The 24,502-nt window shown below is 69.7% G+C and carries 22 protein-coding genes and 2 pseudogenes; 15 read left to right on the top strand and 9 right to left on the bottom strand.

All coding sequences use genetic code 11. The features are described 5' to 3' along the window. Positions 1-55 precede the first annotated feature (55 nt). Positions 56-1,240 carry a helix-turn-helix domain-containing protein gene (locus tag ACFWDI_RS10445; RefSeq protein ID WP_327323363.1) on the bottom strand — a complete coding sequence of 395 codons (1,185 nt, stop codon included), beginning with the start codon at positions 1,238-1,240 and terminating at the stop codon, positions 56-58. A gap of 93 nt (positions 1,241-1,333) precedes the next feature. Between ACFWDI_RS10445 and ACFWDI_RS10440 the strand changes: the two genes are divergently transcribed. Then, complete coding sequence (locus ACFWDI_RS10440) at positions 1,334-2,014, top strand: pirin family protein (RefSeq protein ID WP_385302746.1); 681 nt, start codon at positions 1,334-1,336, stop codon at positions 2,012-2,014. 26 nt (positions 2,015-2,040) lie between these two features. On the opposite strand, the gene ACFWDI_RS10435 is transcribed toward ACFWDI_RS10440, so the two are convergent. Next, positions 2,041-2,859: a serine hydrolase domain-containing protein gene (locus ACFWDI_RS10435; RefSeq protein ID WP_385302745.1), complete on the bottom strand. Its 819-nt coding sequence runs from the start codon at positions 2,857-2,859 to the stop codon at positions 2,041-2,043. A gap of 10 nt (positions 2,860-2,869) precedes the next feature. Next, entirely contained in the window at positions 2,870-3,331 is a 462-nt protein-coding gene (locus ACFWDI_RS10430) for a GNAT family N-acetyltransferase (RefSeq protein WP_385302743.1), read from the bottom strand. Positions 3,332-3,417: 86 nt separating this feature from the next. On the opposite strand from ACFWDI_RS10430, the gene ACFWDI_RS10425 reads away from it, so the two are divergent. Both ACFWDI_RS10425 and ACFWDI_RS10420 read left to right on the top strand, forming a co-directional pair. Then, complete coding sequence (locus ACFWDI_RS10425) at positions 3,418-3,873, top strand: MerR family transcriptional regulator (RefSeq protein ID WP_327323359.1); 456 nt, start codon at positions 3,418-3,420, stop codon at positions 3,871-3,873. 6 nt (positions 3,874-3,879) lie between these two features. Further along, positions 3,880-4,896 carry an aldo/keto reductase gene (locus ACFWDI_RS10420; RefSeq protein ID WP_385302742.1) on the top strand — a complete coding sequence of 339 codons (1,017 nt, stop codon included), beginning with the start codon at positions 3,880-3,882 and terminating at the stop codon, positions 4,894-4,896. Between the two features lie 177 nt (positions 4,897-5,073). On the opposite strand, the gene ACFWDI_RS10415 is transcribed toward ACFWDI_RS10420, so the two are convergent. The 3 genes and pseudogenes from ACFWDI_RS10415 to ACFWDI_RS10405 all read right to left on the bottom strand — a co-directional run. Beyond that, positions 5,074-5,943: a DUF4429 domain-containing protein gene (locus tag ACFWDI_RS10415; protein WP_385302741.1), complete on the bottom strand. Its 870-nt coding sequence runs from the start codon at positions 5,941-5,943 to the stop codon at positions 5,074-5,076. Between the two features lie 84 nt (positions 5,944-6,027). Then, positions 6,028-7,230: an alpha/beta hydrolase gene (locus tag ACFWDI_RS10410; RefSeq protein ID WP_385302739.1), complete on the bottom strand. Its 1,203-nt coding sequence runs from the start codon at positions 7,228-7,230 to the stop codon at positions 6,028-6,030. A gap of 155 nt (positions 7,231-7,385) precedes the next feature. After that, positions 7,386-7,595: pseudogene (locus tag ACFWDI_RS10405) on the bottom strand (TetR family transcriptional regulator); the annotation flags it as partial. Between ACFWDI_RS10405 and ACFWDI_RS10400 the strand changes: the two are divergent. From ACFWDI_RS10400 to ACFWDI_RS10390, 3 genes and pseudogenes are all read left to right on the top strand, one after another. Further along, a pseudogene (locus tag ACFWDI_RS10400) lies at positions 7,587-8,726 on the top strand (MFS transporter); the annotation flags it as partial. The pseudogenes ACFWDI_RS10405 and ACFWDI_RS10400 sit on opposite strands and share 9 nt — an antisense overlap. Positions 8,727-8,886: 160 nt before the next feature. After that, the gene (locus ACFWDI_RS10395; RefSeq protein WP_385302894.1) at positions 8,887-9,258 is read left to right on the top strand and encodes a peptidase inhibitor family I36 protein; all 372 of its coding nucleotides are present in this window, start codon (positions 8,887-8,889) and stop codon (positions 9,256-9,258) included. A 48-nt stretch (positions 9,259-9,306) separates the two neighbouring features. Continuing rightward, positions 9,307-9,615, top strand: coding sequence for a small hydrophobic protein (locus tag ACFWDI_RS10390; RefSeq protein WP_385302738.1), 309 nt, complete (start codon positions 9,307-9,309; stop codon positions 9,613-9,615). 86 nt (positions 9,616-9,701) lie between these two features. Here ACFWDI_RS10390 and ACFWDI_RS10385 read toward each other — a convergent pair whose 3' ends face one another. Together ACFWDI_RS10385 and aceE are read right to left on the bottom strand one after the other, a co-directional pair. Further along, positions 9,702-10,580, bottom strand: a complete 879-nt coding sequence (locus ACFWDI_RS10385) for a potassium channel family protein (RefSeq protein ID WP_385302736.1) — start codon at positions 10,578-10,580, stop codon at positions 9,702-9,704. Between the two features lie 106 nt (positions 10,581-10,686). After that, entirely contained in the window at positions 10,687-13,419 is a 2,733-nt protein-coding gene (gene aceE / locus ACFWDI_RS10380; protein ID WP_385302735.1) for a pyruvate dehydrogenase (acetyl-transferring), homodimeric type, read from the bottom strand. Between the two features lie 457 nt (positions 13,420-13,876). Here aceE and ACFWDI_RS10375 point away from each other — a divergent pair, with 457 nt between their 5' ends. The 6 genes from ACFWDI_RS10375 to ACFWDI_RS10350 all read left to right on the top strand — a co-directional run bounded on the left by ACFWDI_RS10375 (position 13,877) and on the right by ACFWDI_RS10350 (position 18,358). Next, positions 13,877-14,305: a DUF3052 domain-containing protein gene (locus tag ACFWDI_RS10375; protein WP_326649708.1), complete on the top strand. Its 429-nt coding sequence runs from the start codon at positions 13,877-13,879 to the stop codon at positions 14,303-14,305. 112 nt (positions 14,306-14,417) lie between these two features. Beyond that, entirely contained in the window at positions 14,418-14,876 is a 459-nt protein-coding gene (locus ACFWDI_RS10370; protein ID WP_385302734.1) for a peroxiredoxin, read from the top strand. Between the two features lie 123 nt (positions 14,877-14,999). Beyond that, complete coding sequence (locus tag ACFWDI_RS10365) at positions 15,000-15,575, top strand: TerD family protein (protein ID WP_142216883.1); 576 nt, start codon at positions 15,000-15,002, stop codon at positions 15,573-15,575. A 175-nt stretch (positions 15,576-15,750) separates the two neighbouring features. After that, on the top strand, positions 15,751-16,326 hold the full coding sequence (locus tag ACFWDI_RS10360) for a TerD family protein (RefSeq protein ID WP_327323352.1): 576 nt from the start codon (positions 15,751-15,753) through the stop codon (positions 16,324-16,326). A gap of 69 nt (positions 16,327-16,395) precedes the next feature. After that, on the top strand, positions 16,396-17,523 hold the full coding sequence (locus tag ACFWDI_RS10355; RefSeq protein ID WP_385302733.1) for a DUF475 domain-containing protein: 1,128 nt from the start codon (positions 16,396-16,398) through the stop codon (positions 17,521-17,523). A 97-nt stretch (positions 17,524-17,620) separates the two neighbouring features. Further along, positions 17,621-18,358, top strand: coding sequence for a Tellurium resistance (locus ACFWDI_RS10350; protein ID WP_385302732.1), 738 nt, complete (start codon positions 17,621-17,623; stop codon positions 18,356-18,358). Between the two features lie 16 nt (positions 18,359-18,374). On the opposite strand, the gene ACFWDI_RS10345 is transcribed toward ACFWDI_RS10350, so the two are convergent. Further along, the gene (locus ACFWDI_RS10345; RefSeq protein ID WP_385302731.1) at positions 18,375-19,184 is read right to left on the bottom strand and encodes a TerD family protein; all 810 of its coding nucleotides are present in this window, start codon (positions 19,182-19,184) and stop codon (positions 18,375-18,377) included. Positions 19,185-19,361: 177 nt separating this feature from the next. Between ACFWDI_RS10345 and ACFWDI_RS10340 the strand changes: the two genes are divergently transcribed. Genes ACFWDI_RS10340 through ACFWDI_RS10330 form a run of 3 tightly spaced genes read left to right on the top strand, consistent with a single transcriptional unit; the run spans position 19,362 to position 24,464 of the window. Next, positions 19,362-20,525 carry an HpcH/HpaI aldolase/citrate lyase family protein gene (locus ACFWDI_RS10340; RefSeq protein ID WP_385302729.1) on the top strand — a complete coding sequence of 388 codons (1,164 nt, stop codon included), beginning with the start codon at positions 19,362-19,364 and terminating at the stop codon, positions 20,523-20,525. A gap of 25 nt (positions 20,526-20,550) precedes the next feature. Then, positions 20,551-23,640, top strand: coding sequence for a phosphoribosyltransferase (locus ACFWDI_RS10335; protein ID WP_385302727.1), 3,090 nt, complete (start codon positions 20,551-20,553; stop codon positions 23,638-23,640). Further along, positions 23,637-24,464 carry an HAD family hydrolase gene (locus tag ACFWDI_RS10330; RefSeq protein WP_385302725.1) on the top strand — a complete coding sequence of 276 codons (828 nt, stop codon included), beginning with the start codon at positions 23,637-23,639 and terminating at the stop codon, positions 24,462-24,464. The genes ACFWDI_RS10335 and ACFWDI_RS10330 overlap by 4 nt, the downstream gene beginning before the upstream one ends. The last annotated feature ends 38 nt before the right edge of the window (positions 24,465-24,502 follow it).

Here is a 24,502-nt window from a genome sequence, read left to right as displayed (position 1 = left end):
CCGTGGGGACAGGGACGAAGAACCGTCAGGGGAATTGTTGGTGTTCAACAAAAGTCTAGGACTGCGAATCTCCGTCGGCCAGACGCCCCAGGATCAGCGCGATCCGCAGAGTGAACGCGGAGCGTACATCGGAGGGTGACCATCCGGTGACGTCGGTCACACGTCGCAGCCGGTAGCGCACGGTGTTGGGGTGGACGAAGAGCATCCGTGCCGCGCCCTCGAGACTGCTCGCCTGTTCCAGATAGACGCTCAGAGTTTCCAGCAGCGCCGACCCCGCTTCTTCCAGCGGTCTGTAGATCTCCTCCACCAACTGCTCGCGCGCGGCAGGGTCCGAGGCGATCGCCCGCTCCGGCAGCAGATCGTCCGCGAGAACCGGTCGCGGCGCGTCCTGCCAGGCGGAGCAGGCCTTGAGCCCGGCGGCCGCGGCCTGCGCGGACCTGGTCGCGGCGAGCAGGTCGGGGACGACGGGCCCCGCGACCACGGGTCCGGCCGCATACGGCCCGATCAGTGCCTTGGCGACCTGCAGCGGATTGTCGCTGCCGCCCGCGATGACGACGAGCCGGTCGCCGAGCACTCCGGTGAGCACCTGCAGCTTGGCGTGCCGGGCGGCACGGCGGATCGCCTCGACGGTGAGCTCACTGTCCCCGTCGGGTGCGGTGCCGAGGATGACGCAGACATGTTCGGGTGAGTTCCAGCCGAGCGCGGCGGCGCGGGAGACCGCGCCCTCGTCGGCCTCGCCGGACAGTACGGCGTTCACCACGAGGGACTCGAGGCGGGCGTCCCAGGCACCGCGGGCCTCGGCGGCCTGCGCGTACACCTGGGCGGTCGCGAAGGCGATCTCGCGTGCGTAGACGAGCAGCGCCTCGCGCAGGACCGATTCGTCGCCGGGCGCGGCGACCTCCTCGATCGCGGCCTCCATGACCTCGATGGTGGTGCGCACCATCTCGACGGTCTGGCGCAGCGTGATGGCCCGGGTCAGCTCGCGCGGAGCCGTACCGAAGACATCCGTCGAGATCGCCTGCGGGGTCTCCGGATGCCGGAACCACTCGGTGAACGCGGCGATACCGGCCTGGGCGACCAGACCGATCCAGGACCGGTTCTCCGGGGGCATCGCCCGGTACCAGGGCAGCGTCTCGTCCATACGTGCGATGGCGTTCGCGGCGAGCCGGCCGGAGGACTGCTCCAGTCGGCGAAGGGTCGCGGAATGCGGGTGGGCGGGGTTCGCTGCAGGTACGGGCACGGGGACAAGAGTGCCTTATCGGGACGGGTGAGCGGAGGGGCGGGGGCTCCGGTCCGTCCCACCCGGGCCGCGCCGCAGGGCTACGGTGGACCCGTGATTGACGTACGGCGCTCCGCCGACCGCTTCCGCGGCGGCGATCCCGCCTCGGGCATCGAGTCCCTGCACGCCTTCTCCTTCGGGCGCTTCTACGACCCGGACAACCTGCGCTTCGGCGCGATACTCGCCTGCAACGAGGAGCGGCTCGAGCCCGGCGCGGGCTTCGACGAACATCCGCACAGCCACACCGAGATCGTCACCTGGGTCGTCGAGGGCGAGCTCACACACCGCGACTCGGCGGGCCACGCGACGGTGGTGCGCTCCGGGGACGTCCAGCGGCTCAGCTCGGCGGGCGGGGTGCGCCATGTGGAGCGCAACGACGGGGAAGCGCCGCTGGTCTTTGTGCAGATGTGGCTCGCGCCGCTGTCGCCGGGCGGCGACCCGTCGTACGAGACAGTGCACGGCATCGCGGACTCGACGCCGTACGCGCTCCCGCAGGCGGGCGCGATGCTGCACGTACGGCGCCTCACCGCGGGCGAGCGCACGGCTGTGCCGGACGCGGCCGCGGTGTACGTCCATGTGGTACGGGGCGAAGTCCGCCTGGGGGACGAGGAGTTGGGCCCGGGTGACGCGGCGCGCATCACGGATGCGGACGGCCTGGTACTGGCTGCGGCGGGGACCGCCGAGGTCCTGCTCTGGGAGCTGAACGAGGCGAATTCAAGCCCCGCCGGTGTGTGAGGCAGGGTCCGGGGCGGCGCCCCGGTTCACCCTCGGCGCAGTTCGGCCAGCACCGCGTCCGTGAACGGCGGCCACGCCTCGACCGCCCATGGTCCGAAGGCCCGGTCGGTGAGCGCCACGCACGCGGCGCGCGCGTCCGGGTCGATCCACAGGAACGTGCCGGACTGGCCGAAGTGGCCGAAGGTGCGCGGCGAGGACGAACTGCCCGTCCAGTGCGGGGACTTGGCGTCCCGGATCTCGAAGCCGAGACCCCAGTCGTTGGGCTTCTGGTGGCCGTAGCCGGGCAGGATGCCGGACAGACCGGGATGGACGACCGTCATCGCCTCCAGGACCGTGCGGGCGTCCAGCAGCCGCGGGGCCTGCACTTCCGCGGCGAACTTCACCAGATCGTCGACCGTCGAGACGCCGTCCCTGGCCGGAGAACCGTCCAGCGTGGTCGCCGCCATGCCCAGCGGCTCCAGCACCGCCTGGCTCAGATACTCCGCGAACGGGATCTCCGTCGCCTTGGCGATATGGTCGCCGAGCACCTCGAAGCCCGCGTTGGAGTACAGCCTGCGGGTGCCGGGCGGGGCCGTCACACGGTGCTCGTCGAAGGCGAGTCCCGAGGTGTGCGCGAGCAGATGACGCACCGTGGAGCCCTCGGGGCCGGCCGGCTCGTCGAGCTCGATCGCCCCCTCCTCGTACGCCACGAGCGCCGCGTACGCCGCGAGGGGCTTGGTGACGGAGGCCAGCGGGAAACGGTGCGAGGCCGGGCCGTACGTACCGGCGACGGTTCCGTCCGCTCGTACGACGGCGGCCGCCGCGGTCGGTACCGGCCAGTTCTCGATCATCGCCAGGCTGTGCATGCGTACGAGCCTAAAGGGTGAGGCGCATCGCGGGATCAGGGGTACGGACGAAGCCGAGCGAGGCGTACAGCGGCTCGCCGTCGGAGGAGGCGCGCAGGTCGATCCTGGACACGCCGCGCTCGCGGAACCAGCCGAGCAGCGCCTCCATGCAGGCGCGGGAGTAGCCGCGGCGCCGCAGATCCGGGTCGGTCGCGACGCTGAAGACGTAGCCGGTCGTGCCGTGCGGATTGCCGGGTCCGCCGAGCCGGTACTCGATGGTGCCGACCGCGCAGGCCGCGAGGCCTCCGGGGCGCTCGACGACGAAGGCGGTCAGATCGGCGTCGGCGTCGGCGAGCTTCTTGCGGAGGGTTTCGACGGCGGCGGGCTGCCAGCTGACGTCGGGGCTGGGACCGAGATGTGAGTCCTGCATGACCTTGCGGAGGCGGACCAGCTCTTCGGCGTCTGCGGGTGTGGCGCGGCGTGCGAGGCTCATGCGCAGGAGGCTAATCGGCACCGCGCGGAAACTGCCATCAGATTCTGCTTGCTTCGAGTGCACTCGAAGGTTCTAGCGTTGAGGGCATGACGGTGATCGAGAGCACCTCTGCAAGGACGGAAATCTGCGTATCCGCTCCCCGTGCGCATCCCCGCCCCGACGGGCAGGACAGCTACACGATCAGCGAGGTCGTCGCCTTCACCGGGCTCACCGCACACACCTTGCGCTGGTACGAGCGGATCGGGCTGATGTCGAATGTCGACCGGTCGCACACCGGACAGCGGCGGTTCACCAACCGTGACCTGGACTGGCTCGCCTTCGTCGGCAAGCTGCGGCTGACCGGGATGCCGGTCGCGGACATGGTCCGCTACGCCGAGCTGGTGCGGGAGGGCGAGCACACCTTCGAAGCGCGGCAGGAGCTGCTGGAGCGGACGCGGCGCGATGTGCGGTCGCGCATCGCCGAGCTCCAGGACACGCTCGCCGTGCTTGACCACAAGATCGAGTTTTACGCGGGCGCCCACCGGGCGTCGGAGAGGGTCTGAACCCTGATGAGCAACAGCAAGATCGCACAGGTGCGGCTGGGGACCGAGGGGCCACTGGTCGGTGTGCAGGGCCTCGGCTGCATGGGCATGAGCGAGTTCTACGGAGACACCGACGAGGCGGCGGCCAGGGACACCCTGGAGGCGGCGCTCGAGGCGGGCGTCACGCTCTTCGACACCGCGGACGTGTACGGGCGGGGCGCCAACGAGGAGTTCCTCGCACCGTTCTTCGGGGCGCACCGTGACGAGATAACCCTGGCCACCAAGTTCGCCATCGAGCGGACGGACGACCCGCACTACCGGGGCATCCGCAATGACCGGGCGTACATCCGGCAGGCCGTCGAGGCGAGCCTCACGCGGCTGAAGACCGATGTCATCGACCTGTACTACATGCACCGCCGCGACCCGGCCGTGCCGTTCGCCGAGTCCGTCGGCGCGATGGCCGAACTGGTCGCGGAGGGCAAGGTCAAGCACCTGGGGCTGAGCGAGGTCACGGGCGCTGAGCTGCGCGAGGCGCACGCCGTGCACCCGATCGCGGCCCTGCAGTCGGAGTGGTCCCTGTTCAGCCGGGACGTGGAACGCAGCGCGGTGGGCGCGGCGGCGGAGCTGGGTGTTGCCTTCGTGCCGTACTCGCCGCTCGGCCGCGGCTTTCTGACCGGGGCGTTCGAGGACGCCGGCAAGGACCTGTCGGAGGGCGACTTCCGTAAGTTCCAGCCGCGCTTCACCGGAGACAACGCCAAGACCAACGCGGCGCTCCTGGAGCCGGTCCACAAGATCGCGGCGGCGCACGGCGCGACGGCCGCGCAGGTCGCTCTCGCCTGGGTGCAGCAGCGGGCCGAGGTGCACTCGCTCGCCGTGGTCCCGATCCCGGGCACCCGCAAGAGCAGCCGGCTGCTGGAGAATGTCGGCGCGACCCGGCTGACGCTGACCGCCGAGGAGCTGGCGTTGCTCGAGCCGATCGCCGGACTGGTGGCGGGGGACCGCTACCCGGACATGTCCTCGACGTCGGCGGCGCGCGAGGTCTGAGCAGGCCGGAGCGTAAGAACCACGAAGCCCGCCGGGAGCAGTGCTGCCACTGCCCGGCGGGCGTTCGTTCCCTTCACCCACGGAGATTCGAGGCGGTGCGCGTACCGCCCCAATGACGGTCTCCCGCACCACCGGCCATGCCGCTGCGTGATCACCCGCTGCGCGGCCCGGGCGCGCTCACAGCCGCGCGAGCAGCTCCGCCTTCTTCGTGCTGAACTCCTCGTCGGTCACCAGCCCCGCCTGGTGCAGCTCCCCGAGGTGCCGTATCCGCTCCGCGATGTCGGCCGGGTCACGTCGGCCCGCCTGCAGCGCCATCGCCGGCGCCGAGTCGCTGTTCTGTACGGATTCGAGCACCGCGGCCGCGAACGGCAGCGATTCGTGCACCGGCCCGTACCTGATCCCGAAGAGCACCGCGGCCGGGTCCTGGTCCACCTGCGCCTGCCCGGTTCCGTCGTCGCCGGGCTCCTCACCGCGCCGCAGCAGCCGCAGATACCCGTCGAAGGCCTCAGGCGAGCGCCATTCGACCCCGCTCAGCTCCGCCACCGGGAAACTCTGGTCGCCCGCCCGCCACTTGGCGGACGACGCGCCCGTCCGCGACCAGCGGAAGGAGACCTGCGAGCCGTCGAAGGAGGCCTTTCCGTCGTACGCCTTGAAGTGCAGCGGGAACTCGGGCGCGGCCACGGCGTACCGTTCGGCGGGCAGGCCCGCGTCGGCCGGCAGCAGCGCGCGCAGCTCGTCGGCGTAGTACTCGGCGAGCGTCTCGAGCTCCGCGGGCAGCACCAGGCGGTACGGGTCGCAGCCTTCCTTCAACTGCCCGGCCGCGGCCTCCATCAGCGGATCCGCGCCGGGTCTGGGCACGGCGTGCAGCACCACCGTGCCGCGCTTGCCCGGCGAGAGGGTCACCGACGCCAACGCCTCGTGGGGGATACGGCGTTCGCGAAGCGTCTGGAACAGCTTCGGCGTACGGCTCCCCCGTTCGAAGCGGATGAGCACGGAGTCGGCCTCGAACTCCCAAGTGGCTTGAATTCCGGCCAGAACGTCACCCATACGCCTCATCGTATGCGGCGTGCGCCCCCACGTCGCCCCTCGGCGCTCACCACGGCCCACCGAGTTCTACGCGCGTCAGGCCGCTTACTCGCCGTAAATACCGCTGCGGCAGGTGTCGTTGTTGCTCGCGCACGTCACGCTGTGGAACGAACCGACGCCTATCTCGGCGAAGTTGCTGACGCTCTCGGTTCCCGGCTCGAAATAGCCGCCGTGTCCGATCGCGCCGGCCGCCGACAGCACCCGCGCCCCGAACGCCGGCGTCACCGGGTCCTCGCCGTGGCCCAGCCCGCCGACCTCCAGGTGCGGTACGCCCTGGATCCAGTCGTCGCTGTCCCGCATCGCCCACACCCGGGCCCGCGAGCGAAGACCGGCCACGTTCTCGGCCCGCATTCCGGGGCTGCCGGCCACCGCTATGTCGCCCACCCGCTCGGGCAGCCGGCGCGCGGCGACGCCGCACACCACGGAGCCGTAGCTGTGGCAGAACAGCGCGACCTTGGCGTCGCCGGGCAGCGCGGAGGTGAGCGCGGTCAGCCGCACGGCGCCGATCTGGGCGAGCCTGCCGATGGCCGAGTCCATGCCGACGCCGACGGGCGCGGTGTAGTCGGCCCAGGCGATGACGGCGGTACGGGTACGGGGCGAGGCGGCCCGCTCGGCGGCGTACAGCGACTGCGCCATACCGACGGGCGCGGTGTACTTGCGGGTGGAACGCTGGAAGGTGAGCAGATTGGTGTCGACGCCGGGGACGATCACGGAGACACGCTGGGCGCGGTCGAGATCGCCGAGGACCTCGGCGACCTTGCCGGGGCCTGACGGATCGAAGGCGAGGATCTGCCGGTCGGCGCTCATGAGCGCCTCGAAGCGGTTCATACGGCGGACCGCGTCGTGGTGGCCGTCCGCGGTGAGGTTCGGGTCGTTCACTCGCTTGCGTTCCAACTTGAGCGAACGCGCGAGGGCCTTGCGGTTGGCGTGGTAGCGCAGGGTCACCGGGGCGCCGTTGAGATTGCCGACCACGAGCGGGTACTGGTCGGCGAGCCGGGTCCGCTGGAGCGGGCCGAGCGAGGCGAAGAAGGCGGCCAGCCGCTGCGGCGGCGCGTCGGTGCCGGGCAGCTCACGCGCCCCGATCCGGGCCTTTCCCCAGCCGGCCAGCTCGGCCTCGAGGGCGTCACGGGGGCCGCTCTGATGTCGTACCGCGGTCCAGCCGCTGGTCGCCAGCATCACGAACACGACCGCGAGGGCGAGCAGAGCGCGCCATGCGGTCAGGGTGGGGGAGGAGTCGAAGGAAGTCACTGCGGGACACCCTAGGAGACGCGCGAGGGGCCTCGCGAAGACCGTGAGGGAGATCACGTGTTCCGCGCGGAAAGAGGGGAAGGCCGTCACATTCCGTGCGCCTGGGGCGTACGCTCCGGTGCGCTTTCGCGGTCCGCTTTTATGTACTGCTTACGCTACTTACGCCAGTTCGCGGCGAGCGCGGGCCCGAGGTGGTCCAGATACGCCTCCGTGAGCCCCCGGATCGCCTCCGTGCTGGCGTCCTCGCCCTGACCCCAGAGCCGGCCGGTCACCCGCATCACCCCGCTGAACGCGGCGACCACGACCCGCGGCCTCGGGTCCGTGTCCACGTCAAGTCCCTCGCGCTCGGCGATCAGTTGGGCGACTGGGGCATGGTCATCGGCGCCTCCACCGCTGGCGGCCCGATCCTCGGCGGCCTGCTCGTCCAGCACGTCAGCTGGCAGTCGGTCTTCTTCATCAACGTCCCGGTCGGCGTCCTGGCGCTCGTACTCGGCGCGCTGATCCTCAGGGACCACCGTGCTGAGCACGCGCCGAAGTCCTTCGACATCCTCGGCATCCTGCTGCTCTCCGCGGCGATGTTCTGCCTGGTCTGGGCGCTCATCAAGGCTCCGGCATGGGGCTGGGGCTCCGGGGAGACCTGGGGCTTCATCGGCGCCTCCGTCGTCGCGTTCGCGCTCTTCGCCTTCTGGGAGACGAAGGTCGGGGAGCCGCTCGTCCCGCTGAAGCTGTTCCGCTCCGTGCCGCTCGCCGCGGGCACGGTCCTGATGGTGCTGATGGCCATCGCCTTCATGGGCGGTCTGTTCTTCGTCACCTTCTATCTGCAGAACGTGCACGGCATGAGCCCGGTCGACAGCGGTCTGCACCTGCTGCCGCTCACCGGCATGATGATCGTCGGCTCGCCGCTGGCGGGCGCTCTGATCACCACGTCGGGCCTGCGTATCCCGCTGGCCGGCGGCATGGTGCTCACGGCGGTCGCCATGTTCGGTATGTCGACCCTGTCGACCGACACCGGCAGCCTTCCGATGTCGGTCTGGTTCGCCCTGCTCGGCCTCGGTCTCGCGCCGGTCATGGTCGGCGCGACCGAAGTCATCGTCGGCAACGCCCCGATGGAGCTCTCCGGTGTCGCGGGCGGTCTGCAGCAGGCCGCCATGCAGATCGGCGGCAGCCTCGGTACGGCCGTGCTCGGCGCGGTCATGGCCTCCAAGGTCGACAACGACCTGGCCGGCAACTGGGCCGACGCCAAGCTCCCACCGCTCACCCCGGCCCAGTTGGACCAGGCATCGGAAGCCGTTCAGGTGGGTGTGCCGCCGGTGGCGCCCGGGACCCCGCCCGCCATCGCCGAGAAGATCGTCGGCGTCGCGCACGACACCTTTATCTCCGGCATGGGCCTGGCCTGCCTGGTCGCCGCGGGTGTGGCGGTCGTCGCGGTCTTCGTCGCGCTGCTGACCAAGCGCGGCGCGAACGCCGAGGCGGGTGCGGGCGCGGCCCACATCTGAGGCGAGCGCGCGTCAACCGCGTGCGTACGACAGCCCCGCCGGGCCCGCCCGGCGGGGCTGTCGCCTATCCGGGTGATCTGCTCCGGCCCCTCTTCCCCCACGGGCCGAGCGCAGGTCAGGGTGCGGTCAAGTGATCCGTACGACACGGGGGTTGACCGATATGCGCAAGATCGTCACGGCCGGATTCCTGGCCGCAGCAGTACTGGCGCCGCAGACGGCAGCGGCCACTGTCGCCGCCGCGCCGCCACGCCTCGGAGAGTGCGCGGCGGGCCAGCTCTGCCTCTGGGAGAAGGGGAACTTCAAGGGCGTACGCCAGGACCATGAGCTCTCGGGCACCGATATCGAGAGCTGTGTCCCGCTGCCGCCCGGCACCACGGCAGAGGCGCTGGCCAACCGGACCGGGCGGCCCGTCACCACGTACCAGTCGGCCGAGTGCGAGGAGACGGGCGAGTTCGAGACCTACCCGGGTGGCGGCACCTGGTTGCCCCAATCCCCGTATCGGATCAGGGCCTTCAAGGTCTGGGAGCGCTGAACCGGGGTACCCGCAGTCCGGGCCCCGATTCGACAACCTCAGGGAGTGATGATGGCGGGCTTCGGACACACCACGCGCAAGCACCCTCGCTCACGCGGCCGGACGTGGTCGCGGAGCGGGCCGGACCGCGCGGTACTCGGAATCAGCGGGCTGATCTGCGCGATCGCGGGATTCTTCGTGCTGGGGATCATCCTCGGCCCGATCGCGATCGTCTGCGGCTGGCTCGGCATGGGACGCCGCTGGAACGGCGCACAGCCGGTTCCGGCACTGGTCGGCGTCGTGCTCGGCGCCATTGACACCGTGCTGGCGATCGTCTGGCTGGCAGGAGCGTCAGCCATGGGCAACGGCATGTTCTGACGGCTGCCCCAGGGCAGCCGGCGGCCCCGGCCTCGGGACGACCTGCACCCGGGCAGCCGGGGAAACCGGACCGCCGAAGTGACCGCTCAGATCGCCGACTTGTCGGGCGCGGCAGCAACGCCCTCCTGCACCGGCAGCACGCCGGGAACGGGCTCTGCCGCGCCCGACAGCACGTCCGGACTGGGCAGCGCGCCGGGAAGGGGCTCTGCCGCGCCCGACAGCACGTCGGGAACGGGCTCCCTCGCGCCCGAAAGCCGCCCGATCTCCGCCCGCAGCTGCCTGACCTCCGCGGTCAGCGCTTCGAGCAGCGCCGTCTGCCGGCGCTCCTCCGCGTCGTCCCGCTCGAAGCGGGAGATGAACCACGCCGCGATATTGGCGGTGACGACACCGAGCAGGGCGATCCCCGCGAGCATCAGTCCGACCGCGAGCACCCGCCCCAGACCGGTCGTCGGCGCGTGATCGCCGTACCCGACCGTCGTCATCGTCGTAAACGACCACCACACCGCGTCGCCCAGCGTCTTGATGTTCCCGTTCGGCGCGTCCCGCTCCACATGGAGCACGGCCAGCGAGCCGAACATCATCAGCCCCACCACCGCGCCACCGACATACGTCGTCAGCGTGATCTGCGGCGCCATCCTGGCCCGCCGGCCCACCAGCAGCAGGGTGGAGACGACCCGCAGCAGCCGCAGTGGCTGCACCAGCGGCAGCAGCACCGCGATCAGATCCAGCGGATGGCTGCGTACGAACAGAATCTTGCCGGGCGCCAGTGTCAGCCGCACGAGGTAGTCGACGGCGAAGGAGCCCCACACCACCCACTCGGTGACCATGCAGACCGTGTGCACCCAGCTCTTCGCGTCGGGCGTCACGATCGGTATGGCATAGGCGATGGCGAACGCCAGGGCCAGCGCCAGCAGGGGGGTCTGCATGCGCTCTTCCCAGCGGACCTGCGCTGTTCGCTGCTTCATGCCAGGCATCGTAGGGCTGTGCTGTTCCGGGGGACGGCCCCCGGACCCCCGATGTGAAGGGCGGCGGAGCCCCAAGGGTCCCGCCGCCCTTCACCCAGCCATGTGCTTACGCGTCGCCGCCGGCCGCGCCCGGGTCCGCCGCCGCCACATCCAGCAGCTGGTAACGGTCCACGGCCTGCTTCAGCACCGAGCGGTCGACCTTGCCGTCCCGCGCGAGCTCGGTGAGCACCGCGAGCACGATCGACTGCGCGTCGATGTGGAAGAACCGACGGGCCGCACCACGCGTGTCCGCGAAGCCGAAGCCGTCCGCGCCCAGCGACTGGTACGTGCCGGGCACCCAGCGCGAGATCTGGTCAGGGACCGAGCGCATCCAGTCCGAGACCGCCACGAACGGGCCCTCGGAGCCCTGCAGCTTCTGCGTGACGTACGGGACGCGCTGCTCCTCCTCCGGGTGGAGCAGATTGTGCCGCTCCGCGTCGACGGCCTCACGGCGCAGCTCGTTCCAGGACGTCGCCGACCAGACGTCGGCCTTGACGTTCCACTCCTCGGCGAGGATCCGCTGAGCCTCGACCGCCCACGGCACGGCCACACCGGACGCCATGATCTGCGCGGGGATCGCACCGGCCTCGCCCGCCTTGAAGCGGTGGATGCCCTTGAGGATGCCGTCGACGTCGACATCGGCGGGCTCCGCCGGGTGCTGGATCGGCTCGTTGTAGACGGTGAGGTAGTAGAAGACGTCCTCGCTGTCCGGGCCGTACATCCGGCGCAGGCCGTCCTTGACGATGTGCGCGATCTCGTAGCCGAAGGCCGGGTCGTACGCGACACAGCCCGGGTTGGTCGAGGCGAGCAGCTGGGAGTGGCCGTCCGCGTGCTGCAGACCCTCACCGGTCAGAGTCGTACGTCCCGCGGTCGCACCCAGCACAAAGCCGCGTGCGAGCTGGTCGGCCATCTGCCAGAACTGGTCGCCGGTCCGCTGGAAACCGAACATCGAGTAGAAGACATAGACCGGGATCAGCGGCTCGCCGTGCGTGGCGTACGCCGAACCGGCGGCGATCAGCGATGCCGTGCAGCCGGCCTCGGAGATGCCGTCGTGCAGCATCTGGCCGGTCGGCGACTCCTTGTAGGCGAGCAGCAACTCGCGGTCCACCGCTTCGTACTGCTGGCCCAGCGGGTTGTAGATCTTGGCGCTCGGGAAGAACGCGTCCATGCCGAAGGTGCGGTACTCGTCGGGGGCGATCAGCACGAAACGCCTGCCGATCTCCTTGTCCCGCATCAGGTCCTTCAGAATGCGGACGAAGGCCATGGTCGTGGCGATCGACTGCTGTCCCGAGCCCTTCTTGGCGGCGGCGTAGGTCTTGTCCTCCGGCAGGGCCAGCGGCTTGGCGCGCACCACACGGGTCGGCACATAGCCGCCGCACGCCTTGCGATGGTCGTGCATGTACTGGATCTCTTCGGAGTTCCGGCCCGGGTGGTAGTACGGCGGCGCGCCGCTCTCCAGCTGCTTGTCCGTGATCGGGAGGTGCAGCCGGTCGCGGAAGCGCTTGAGGTCGTCGACCGTCAGCTTCTTCATCTGGTGGGTCGCGTTGCGGCCCTCGAAGTTCGGACCCAGCGTCCAACCCTTGATCGTCTGCGCGAGGATCACCGTCGGCTGGCCCTTGTGCTCCTTGGCCGCCGTGTACGCCGCGTAGACCTTCTTGTGGTCGTGACCACCGCGTCCCAGGTGCAGGATCCGCTCGTCGGTCATGCCCTCGACCATCTTGCGCAGCCGCTGGTCGCTGCCGAAGAAGTGCTCACGGATGTACGCGCCGGTCTCGGTGGCGTACGTCTGGAACTGGCCGTCCGGCGTGGTGTTCAGCTTGTTCACCAGGATGCCGTCGCGGTCCTGCGCGAGCAGCGGGTCCCAGGAGCGGTCCCAGACCAGCTTGATGACGTTCCAGCCGGCGCCGCGGAACTGGGACTCCAGCTCCTGGATGATCTTGCCGTTGCCGCGTACCGGGCCGTCGAGGCGCTGCAGGTTGCAGTTGACGACGAAGGTCAGGTTGTCCAGGCCCTCACGGGCGGCGATGGAGAGCTGGCCGAGCGACTCGGGCTCGTCCATCTCGCCGTCGCCGAGGAACGCCCACACGTGTGACTTGGAGGTGTCCGCGATGCCGCGCGCCTCCATGTAGCGGTTCATCCGCGCCTGGTAGATCGCGCCGAGCGGGCCGAGGCCCATCGAGACGGTCGGGAACTCCCAGAAGTCCGGCATCAGCCGCGGGTGCGGGTAGCTGGACAGGCCGTTCGGGAACTTGGACTTCTCCTGGCGGAATGCGTCGAGCTGGGTCTCGTTGAGCCGGTCCAGCAGGAACGCGCGGGCGTAGATGCCGGGCGACGCGTGGCCCTGGAAGAAGATCTGGTCGCCGCCGTCGCCCTCGTCCTTGCCGCGGAAGAAGTGGTTGAAGCCGACGTCGTAGAGGGACGCGGAGGAGGCGAAGGTGGCGATGTGCCCGCCGACGCCGATGCCCGGGCGCTGCGCGCGGGAGACCATCACCGCGGCGTTCCAGCGGGTCGCGTTGAGGATCTTGCGCTCGATCTCCTCGTTGCCGGGGAAGAACGGCTCGTCCTTGGTGGCGATGGTGTTGACGTAGTCCGTGCTGCGCATCTCGGGTACGGCCACGCGCCTCTCGCGGGCACGCTCGATCAGGCGGAGCATCAGGTAGCGGGCGCGCTCCCGGCCCCGCTCGTCGACGGCGGCGTCGAGGGAGTCCAGCCACTCCTGGGTCTCTTCAGGATCGAAGTCCGGGACCTGACTGGGAAGGCCGCCAATGATGATCGGATTGCGATCGGATCCGGAAGCCACGCTATTCCTTCGCTGTTCGGGGGGCACTGCCTCTACGGGACGTACGGGAGGTCTGCGCGTTGTCGCACCGCTCCATCGTGTACCGCGGCGGGGCAAACGTCATCTCTACCGAGGGGTAACCCGTGTTCTCGGAGGCATCCGGCCCGAACCGCGGTTCCGGGTTCGGGCAAATCGCAACCTTACGCCCAAGCCGTCAATGCGTTTGGTTCGGCTGTTCGGCTCCGATGGGCGCACCGAAGCGAGGAAAAGCCGTAAAGATGGTCGAATGGTGAGGCAAGCACAATGAGAGGGGCCCGAGCGTGCCTGGAGTTGCGTCGAGACGGCCCCAAACGTCACCGTTTCGGCGGTCTGCACGGCCGGGTACTTGCGCGATCGGTCCCGCCCGTGTGGACTACGGCCAACGCCACGCGCACGCGCGGGGCTGCAGCATTTTCCAAACATGATCAGGAGGCAAGCCGTGAGCGCGACCGCGGACCACGCGGAGGAGCGGACCAACCCGGCCGTCAGGCTGGGGTTCGAGCCCGGACAGGTGGTCCAGGAGATCGGCTACGACGATGACGTCGAGCAGGAACTCCGTGAGGGCATCGAGGCTGTAATCGGCCAGGAACTCGTCGATGAGGACTACGAGGACGTCGCAGACGTCGTCGTGCTCTGGTTCCGTGACGACGACGGCGACCTTACGGACGCGCTGGTGGACGCCATCGGCCTGCTCGACGAGGGCGGCGACATCTGGTTGCTTACGCCGAAGACCGGCAGGGACGGTTACATCGAGCCGAGCGACATCAACGAAGCCGCGCAGACCTCCGGTCTCTCCCAGACCAAGAGCATCAACGCGGGCAAGGACTGGTCGGGCACCCGGCTGAGCGCACCCAAGTCCAAGCGCTGAGCGCCCAACGCCCGAAGGCCCCCGTCGACACATGTCGGCGGGGGTCTCTGCGTAGGGTGGACACCACCCGAACGGACCACCCCGGCTCGGCCCAGCGAAGGGAAGCACCGTCATGGCGATCGAGGTCGGCACCAAGGCCCCGGATTTCGAGCTGAAGGACAACCACGGCCGGACCGTGCGGCTCGCCGACTTCCGCGGCGAGAAGAACGTGGTGCTCCTCTTCTATCCCTTCGCCTTCACCGGTGTGTGCACGGGCGAGCTCTGCGCACTCCGTGACGAACTGCCCTCGTTCGTCAACGACGACACCCAGCTGCTCGCGCTCTCCAACGACTCGATCCACACACTGCGCGTCTTCGCCGAGCAGGAGGGCCTCGAGTACCCGCTGCTCTCGGACTTCTGGCCGCACGGCGAGACCTCGCGTGCGTACGGCGTCTTCGACGAGGAGAAGGGATGCGCCGTGCGCGGAACCTTCATCATCGACAAGGAGGGCATGGTCCGCTGGACCGTCGTGAACGGCCTGCCGGACGCCCGCGATCTGAACGAGTACATCAAGGCGCTGGACACCCTCTGATTCATCGGCCGACCTCCCGCGCCAAAGGGTGTTTTGCGCGGGAACCGGTCACTAGGATCCATTCGTTGATCCGATACCAACGCACTACGGGGGCGCTGCCCCTGAAAACCAATGGAGGGACTCGTGGGAGTCAGCCTCAGCAAGGGCGGCAACGTCTCGCTGACCAAGGCCGCGCCCAACCTGACCGCGGTCACCGTGGGCCTGGGCTGGGACGCACGCAGCACCACCGGCACCGACTTCGACCTCGACGCCAGCGCCCTGCTGACCAACGCCGAGGGCAAGGTCGCCAACGACGGCAACTTCGTCTTCTTCAACAACCTCAAGAGCCCCGACGGCTCTGTCGAGCACACCGGTGACAACCTCACGGGTGAGGGCGAGGGAGACGACGAGCAGATCAAGGTCAACCTCGCCTCGGTGCCCGCCGACGTCGACAAGATCGTGTTCCCGGTCTCGATCTACGAGGCCGAGAGCCGCCAGCAGTCCTTCGGCCAGGTGCGCAACGCGTTCATCCGCGTCGTCAACCAGGCCGACAACAACGAACTGGCCCGCTACGACCTGAGCGAGGACGCCTCGACCGAGACCGCGATGGTCTTCGGCGAGCTCTACCGCAACGGCGCGGAGTGGAAGTTCCGTGCCATCGGCCAGGGGTACGCCTCCGGCCTGCGCGGTATCGCGCAGGACTTCGGTGTGAACGTCTGAGCCAGCAGCATCTCCGCGTCCGGCGCCGCACATCTCCGTGCGGCGCCGGACGTGCCTGAACACCCGCAGGACCGCGAAACCCGCAGGACCGTGAAACCCGCAGGACCGCGATACCCGCAGAACCTCGATACCCGCAGAACCTCGCAATACGTCATCCAGGGGAGGACCCACGATCATGGGCGTCACGCTCGCCAAGGGAGGCAATGTCTCCCTCTCCAAGGCCGCACCGAACCTCACGCAGGTGCTGGTAGGGCTCGGCTGGGACGCGCGCTCCACCACCGGAGCGCCCTTCGACCTCGATGCCAGCGCACTGCTCTGCCAGTCCGGCCGGGTACTCGGCGACGAGTGGTTTGTCTTCTACAACAACCTCAAGAGCCCCGACGGCTCCGTCGAGCACACCGGCGACAACCTCACGGGCGAGGGCGAAGGCGACGACGAGTCGCTGCTGGTGGACCTCTCCAAGGTGCCGGACCATGTCGACAAGATCGTCTTCCCGGTCTCCATCCATGAGGCCGACAACCGCGGCCAGACGTTCGGGCAGGTCAGCAACGCCTTCATCCGGGTGGCCAATCAGGCGGACGGCCAGGAGCTCGCCCGCTACGACCTGAGCGAGGACGCCTCGACCGAGACCGCGATGATCTTCGGCGAGCTCTACCGCTACGGCGGCGAGTGGAAGTTCCGTGCAGTGGGGCAGGGGTACGCGTCGGGCCTCCGAGGCATCGCTCTAGACTTCGGGGTCAACGTTTCGTAAAGCCGCGCACTGGAATGGGGAAACCCGGACTTGGTGCGGGGGCGACCCGTACTACACGATTGGGTACCAGTGGTTCTGAAAACCTTCGGCTGGTCGTTCGCGGTCACCGCGCTCGGTCTGGTCGCAGCGGTGCTCTACGGCGGGTGGACCGCGTTCGGGGTCGTCCTGATCCTGTCCATCCTCGAGATCTCGCTGTCCTTCGACAATGCGGTGGTCAACGCCGGAATCCTGAAGAAGATGAGTGCCTTCTGGCAGAAGATCTTCCTCACGGTCGGCGTGCTCATCGCCGTGTTCGGTATGCGACTGGTCTTCCCTGTCGTCATCGTCGCCATCAGCGCCAAGCTGGGCCCGGTAGAGGCCGTGGACCTGGCATTCAACCAGCCTGAACGCTATGAGCAGTTGGTCACCGACGCGCACCCGTCGATCGCGGCCTTCGGCGGTATGTTCCTGCTGATGATCTTCCTCGACTTCATCTTCGAGGAGCGTGACATCAAGTGGCTGGCCTGGCTGGAGCGGCCGCTGGCCAAGCTCGGCAAGGTCGACATGCTGTCGGTCTGCATCGCCCTGATCGTGCTGTTGGTCACCTCGATGACCTTCGCCGTCAACGCCCACCAGCACGCCGGGCACGCGGACAAGGCCCAGACGGTGCTGATCTCCGGTATCGCCGGTCTGATCACGTATCTGGTCGTCGGCGGGCTCTCCGGCTTCTTCGAGAACAGGCTCGAGGAGGAAGAGGAGCGCGAGCACGAGGCCGAGGAAGAGGCCAAGAAGGCCGGCAAGCCTGTCTCGGCCGTTGTGATGGCGGGCAAGGCCGCGTTCTTCATGTTCCTCTACCTCGAGGTCCTGGACGCGTCCTTCTCGTTCGACGGTGTCATCGGCGCCTTCGCCATCACCAACGACATCGTGCTGATGGCGCTCGGCCTCGGTATCGGCGCCATGTACGTCCGTTCGCTCACGGTCTACCTGGTCCGCCAGGGAACCCTCGACGACTACGTCTACCTGGAGCACGGCGCGCACTACGCGATCGGCGCGCTCGCCGTGATTCTGCTCGTCACCATCCAGTACCAGATCAACGAGATCATCACCGGTCTGGTCGGCGTCGTACTGATCGCCTGGTCGTTCTGGTCCTCGGTGCGCCGCAACAGGGCGCTCGCCGCCCAGGGAATCGACCCACAGGACGCTCCCGCCGGGGTGTGACCCGGCAAGGATTGAGGAACGCTCTGAGCGGGGCGGCTCCGAGGCACCGGCCTCGGCGCCGCCCCGCGGGGTTCATCGATGCGTGTGGGGGTGGGGTATGACCTTCTGGGGCAACCTGTGGCGGGGGCGGTCACCGCAGTTCGACTCGGGCAGTGCCGCGACGAATTCCATCGAGCTGACCAAACGGCACCCGACGGTCTCGCTCACCAAGCAGGGCGCGGCCACCGGCAATCTGCGCGTCAACCTCTCCTGGCGGATGCGCACTTCCGATATCGAGGGCAGGTCCAAGCAGAGCGGCAGACTGCTGCGCCACCCTTTCAAGCTCTTCCAGCCCGATGTGGTCCAGGCGCACACTCAGGGCGTGGTCAACGTGGACCTCGACCTCGGCTGTCTGTACGAACTGACGGACGGCAGCAAGGGCGTGGTGCAGCCGCTGGGCAGCTTCTTCGGCAGCATCAACGAGCCGCCCTATGTGAAGCTCAGCGGCGACGACCGGTTCGGGTCTCCCTCGGGTGAGACGCTCTACGTCAATCTCGACCACCGCGAGTCGATCAAGCGGCTGCTGTTCTTCGCCTACATCTACGACCAGACGCCGGCCTTCGACCGTACGCACGCGCATGTGACGCTCTACCCGAGCAACGGCCCGCGGGTCGAGATAGAGCTCGACGAGCGCGCGCCACAGGCCCGTTCCTGTGCGGTGTTCTCCATGGAGAACGTCAAGGGCGAGCTGATCGTGCGCCGTGAGGTGAAGTTCGTGTACGGATTCCAGGCGGAGCTCGACCGCCTGTACGGGTGGGGCCTGCAGTGGGGCCGGGGCTACAAGAACCGGGTCTGAGGCAGCTGCCCGCGGCTCAGGAACGGATGAACTGCGGGCCCATCGGCGGCAGCCGGAAGTTCGGGTCAGGAGCGGGCGCGGCCGCGGCGGCGGGCTGTGGGTAGCCGTACGCGGGCTGGGTCGTGGCGGGCTGCGGGTAGCCGTACGCGGGCTGCGCCGCGGCCGGCTGTGGGTAGCCGTAAGCGGGCTGGGCCGGGGGCGCGGACGTCGGCTGTACGGATGGCTGGGCCGGCGGCTGCGGCTCGGGCTGGGCGGACGGCTCGGCCGCCGCCTCCGCCTCGTCCACCGAGATACCGAACGCCGTGGCCAGGCCGACCAGCCCGGTCGGATAGCCCTGCGCGACCGCGCGGAACTTCCAGCCGTCCCCGCGCCGGTAGAGCTCACCGCAGATGATCGCGGTCTCCTCGCCGGTCTCCGGCTTCACATCGAAGACGGCAAGCGGGTCGCTGTCGGCCAGGGCGGCGTCGTAGAGCAGTATTCGCAGATCCCGTACATGCTGGAAGGTGTCGCCGTCCGAGGAGGCGGCGAGCACCACCTGGTCGACCGACGGGTCGAGGGCCGCGAGATCCGCCTCGACGGTGTCGGTCAGCCACTCAGCGATGCGCTTCTTGGGCAGCCGCCGCACCAGGCCCGAAGGATGGCGCGGCTGGTTGTAGAAGACGAAGTCCTCGTCGGAGCGCACACGGCCGTCCTGGCCGAGCAACAGGGCCGAGGCGTCCACGTCGGGGACCCCGGCGCCCGGGGTCCAGCGCAACACGGCCCGTACGGCCATGGCATCGAGAGGGACGTTCGAACCCTTCAGCATCGCGTGCGTCATATCCGTCATCCTGCCTTCCCGGTGGCCGTGCGGACAACGCGGGGCCCCTTGTTCTCCGGCCAGGACATGGGCATGGTGCAAGCGGGTTACCTGGAATTCATGGACTTGGGGAACTCTTGACACACAGTCGTACGTACTATTACCGGCCACGCCAGTTGGGCCGCCAAGGCAGTACGGGGGAAACAAATGCGTCACTTCGGGCATCTTTCGCCTGCTGTCAGGGACAGTCTCTTCCATCGGGAGCCGTGTGAATTCACGGCAGCCTCCCCTGCCCGCTTGCTCGCCACCGGGCTCGGCGCCACGCTCTACAGCCCCGCCACCCGTCCGAAGCTCGCCGACGACGTGCTCAAGCAGATCGGCCGCGGAGTCGTCTCGATGGTCCTCTGCCTGGAGGATTCCATCGACGACGCGGAAGTCGCGGAGGCCGAGGAGAACCTGGTCCGGCAGTTCGCCGACCTCGACGCGCGTGACGCGGAGCTGCCGCTGCTCTTCATTCGGGTCCGCGAACCCGGGCAGATTCCGGATCTGGTGCACCGGCTCGGCCCTTCGGTCCGGAGACTGACCGGATTTGTACTACCGAAGTTCACGGAAGAGCGGGGCGTACCGTTCCTGGAGGCACTCGCTTCCGCGGAATCAGCGAGCCGACAGCGGCTCTTTGCCATGCCCGTACTGGAATCTCCCAGCCTCCTCCACCTCGAAACCCGCACCGAGACGCTCGCCGGGATCGCCCGCACCGTGGACAAGTACCGCGAGCGGGTCCTGGCGCTGCGACTCGGCGTCACGGACTTCTGCTCGGCCTACGGGCTGCGCCGGTCGCCCGATATGACCGCGTACGACGTCAAGATCGTCGCCGCGGTCATCGCCGACGTCGTGAACGTCCTGGGACGCGCGGACGGCACCGGCTTCACGGTGACCGGTCCGGTGTGGGAGTACTTCCGGCTCCAGGAGCGCATGTTCAAGCCTCAGTTGCGCCGAAGCCCCTTCATGGAGGGACGGGCGGAGGAACTGCGCGCCACGCTCATCGAGCACGACCTGGACGGCCTGCTCCGTGAGATCGAGCTGGACCGGGCCAACGGCCTGCAGGGCAAGACCTGCATACACCCCTCGCATGTGCTGCCCGTGCACGCACTGTCGGTGGTCAGTCACGAGGAGTTCAGCGACGCGCAGGACATCGTGCAGCCGGAGCGGGGCGGCGGAGGCGTGATGCGTTCCGCGTACACGAACAAGATGAACGAAGTGAAGCCCCACCGGGCCTGGGCCGAGCGCACGCTGCTGCGTGCCGAGGTCTTCGGCGTGGCCAAGGAAGAGGTCGGCTTCGTGGAGCTGCTCACGGCCGGGCTCTCCGGCTGACATGACGAGGGAAGAGACTGTAAGCGTGGTGTGGTCGGGAACGTGGGTCGCTGAGCGGCTGGGCGTCGGTCTCGTGGGAGACGAGACGCTGAGCGGCCTGTTGGGACTGGCCCTGCGCCGCAATCCCAAGCGGGCGCATCTGCTGGTGTCGAACGTGCTGGGCAAGCATGTGCCGCAGTCACCGGCGGTGGTGTACGGCGCGGGACACGGGCTCGGACGTCGGGTGCGCGATCTGCTCGGCGACACCGAGGCGGCCCGCGCGGTGGTCCTGGGTTACGCGGAGACGGCGACGGGCCTGGGCCACTCGGTGGCGGACGGCCTGGGCCCGGCGCCGTATCTGCACTCCACGCGCCGCCCGGTCGAGGGCGTGTCGCGGGCGGGCGGCTTCGAGGAGTCCCACTCCCACGCGACCTCCCACCTCCTGCTGCCGGAGAACCCGCGGCTGCTGGCGGGGGAGGGCCCGCTGGTCCTGGTGGACGACGAGTTCTCGACGGGCAACACCGTGCTGAACACGATCCGCGACCTGCACGAGCGGTATCCGCGGGACCGGTATGTGATCGTGGCGCTGGTCGACATGCGCTCGGAGCGGGACCGGAGCCGTTTGACGGATTTCGCGGAGGAGATCGGCGCGCGGGTCGATCTGGTGGCACTGGCTTCGGGGACGGTGAAGCTGCCGGAGGGCGTCCTGGAGAAGGGGCGGGCGCTGGTGGCGGAGTACGAGGCGGGCGGCGACTCCGCGGCGGGCCGCGTGGTCCCGGGCGTCTCGGAGGTTGCTGGGACGAGCGTCCCCGAGGCGCGCGACGACGTGTCGCCGCGCGGCGCGGAGGCGGGTGCGGGTTCGCGTCCGGACGCGATGGTGTCCTGCGCGGAGAGTGGTCGGCCCGTGCCTGGCGGTGACGGTCTCGGCGCGGGCGCGCCGGAAGCGGCCGGGCAGTCGGCGGCGCACGCCGCGGTGCGCGTGGAGCTGGACTGGCCGGCGGGCGTGCCCGACGGTGGGCGGCACGGCTTCACGCCGGACCACCGCGAGCAGCTGGAGGCCGCCCTGCCGGGCATGGCCGCGCGCCTGGCCGAGGCGCTCGGTGTCCGGGCCGCCCGGCAGTGCGCGGCTCCGAGCCCTGCCGCGGACGCGGTAGGGGCGGCCGATCGGGCTGGCCCCGCGGGCGGCGCGACGGCGGACGCTGCGGGAGTGGCGGGCGGCGGGAGTCTTGTGGCGGACGCTGCGGGAGCGGCAAACGGCGCGAGCCTTGCCGCGGACGCGGTGGCCGATCGGGCTGGCCCCGCGGGCGGCGCGACGGCGGACGCGGCGGACGCGACCGGCGGTCACGCCGTGGCCACGGCGGACGCTGCGGGCGGCGGGCGTCCTGTCGCGGACGCGGTAGGGGCGGCCGATCGGGCTCGCCCCGTCGGCGGCGCGGCTCGTGCGGACGGGCGCCCGGTCGCCTCCTGCGCGCCCGCAAACGGCGCCCGCCCGGCCGCGAACGCGTCCCACCCCGCAAACGGCGCCCGCCCGGCCGCAGAGTCGGACGACGTCGCTGACGGGAAGGCCCGGCCACGCGTACTCGTCCTCGGGTTCGAGGAGTTGATGTACGCGCCCCTCCGGCTCGGCACCGCCCTTGAGCAGGTGCTCGACGCCGACGTCCGGTACTCCACCACCACCCGCTCGCCCGTCCTCGCCGTCGACGATCCCGGCTATGCCATACGCAGCCGCCTTGTCTTTCCCGCCCACGACGACCCCGCCGACGGCCCCGGCGAGCGGTACGCCTACAACGTCGCGGGCGCCGGCTTCGACGCTGTTGTCGCAGTCGTCGACTCGGCCGCCGACACTCCCCAACTGCACGCCCCCGACGGCCTGTTGGCCCGGCTCTCCGAGCACGCTCCGCACGTCGTGCTGGCCGTCGTCCCCTCGTACGTCCCCGATGTTTCCGACGTACCCGATGTATCCGAAAGGGCCTTCATGCTGCCCGAGCCCCTCCGCGGCCCCGCCTTCTCCTCGTACGCCCCCGAAGACGTCGGCTGGCTGCTCCAGGACCTCTCGGACGCCGAGCTGGAGGCCCCGACGGAGGAGCGCGAGGAGGCGATACAGAGCGGCGGCGCGCACTACGCCGAGTCGCTGCCCGTCGAGTACCAGCCCAGCGCCCAGTACCAGGAGCTCTTCAAGGCCGCGCTGGAGACCTCCGCGGCCCGTATCGCCCGCGCCGTCGGCACTGTCACCGAGACCGTCCTCGCCGAGCGTTCACCGCGCCCCGTGCTCGTGTCGCTGGCCCGCGCCGGCACCCCCGTAGGCGTACTGATGCGCCGCTGGGCCCAGCACCGGCACGGCCTGGACCTCCCGCACTACGCCGTCTCCATCGTGCGCGGCCGCGGTATCGACACCAACGCCCTGCGCTGGCTCAAGGAGCACCACGACCCGGCCGACGTCGTCTTCGTCGACGGCTGGACCGGCAAGGGTGCGATCACCCGCGAACTGGCCGATGCCCTCAAGGCCCATAAAGAAACTCAGGGGGGCGAGGGCTTCAATCCGGAGATCGCGGTCCTCGCCGACCCCGGCGGCTGCGTCCGCACCTACGGCACCCGCGAGGACTTCCTCATTCCCTCCGCCTGCCTCAACTCCACCGTCTCCGGCCTGATATCGCGTACGGTCCTGCGCGCCGACCTCGTCGGCCCGCACGACTTCCACGGCGCCAAGTTCTACCGCGAGCTCGCCGACGGCGATGTCTCGGAACACTTCCTGGACACCGTGGCCGCCCGCTTCGACGAGGTCGTGGACGCCGTCGACGCCGAGGTCAAGGAGCTGCTGTCGGCCGACCGCGCGCCCACCTGGGAGGGCTGGGCCGCCGTCGAACGGATCAGTGAGGAGTACGGCATCCACGATGTGAACCTGGTCAAGCCGGGTGTCGGCGAGACGACCCGCGTCCTGCTGCGCCGCGTCCCCTGGAAGATACTCGCCAAGCGCGGCGCGGGCGCCGACCTCCTCCATGTGCGGCTGCTCGCCGAGCAGCGCGGCGTACCGGTCGAGGAGGTGGACGAACTCCCGTACACATGTGTGGGGTTGATCCACCCGCAGTACACCCGCGGAGCGACCGGCGCGGACGGCAAGGCGGTGTCGGCCCTGTGAGCACCCCGGAGACCACCGCAGCGAGCACCCTCGTCGCGAGCGATCTCGACCGCACCCTGATCTACTCCGCCGCCGCCCTCCAGCTCCCCATGCCCGACGCGGACGCACCCCGACTCCTCTGCGTCGAGGTGTACGAGAGCAAGCCGCTGTCGTATCTCACCGAGACCGCCGCCGGTCTGCTGACGCAGCTCGCCGCCGACAGCGTCTTCGTACCGACCACCACCCGCACCCGCGAGCAGTACCACCGCATCCATCTCCCCGGCCCCGCGCCGGAGTTCGCGATCTGCGCCAACGGCGGGCACCTCCTCGTCGACGGCGTCTCCGACCGGGACTGGCAGCGGCAGGTGGCGGCCACGCTCGCCGACGAGTGCGCCTCGCTCACCGAGGTCCGCGCTCATCTCATCGCCGCCGCCGACCCTGCCTGGCTGCTCAAGGAGCGGATCGCCGAGGACCTCTTCGCCTATCTCGTCGTCGAGCGCGCGCTGCTGCCCGAGGGCTGGGTGAAGGAGCTTGCCGAGTGGGCCGAGGGCCGCGGCTGGACCGTCTCGCTCCAGGGCCGCAAGATCTACGCCGTGCCGCAGCCGCTCACCAAGAGCGCGGCGGTGCGCGAAGTGGCGCGCCGGACCGGGTCGGAGCGGATCCTCGCGGCCGGCGACTCCCTCCTCGACGCCGATCTGCTCCTCGCCGCGGACCACGCCTGGCGGCCCGGCCACGGCGAGCTGGCCGACAGCGGCTGGACCGCCCCGAACACCGACGTACTGGCGGAGAAGGGCGTGGCGGCGGGTGAGGAGATCCTGCGCCGCTTCCTGCGGAGGCTCGGCTAGCAGGCGATGCGGCGATGCGGCGGTCCGAGCTCGGTGGG

Origin of the sequence: Streptomyces sp. NPDC060064 (genome assembly GCF_042736455.1) — a bacterium.
Lineage (GTDB): Bacteria > Actinomycetota > Actinomycetes > Streptomycetales > Streptomycetaceae > Streptomyces.
Note: the sequence above shows the minus strand (reverse complement) of the source record. Positions and strands in the feature narration are given on the sequence as shown.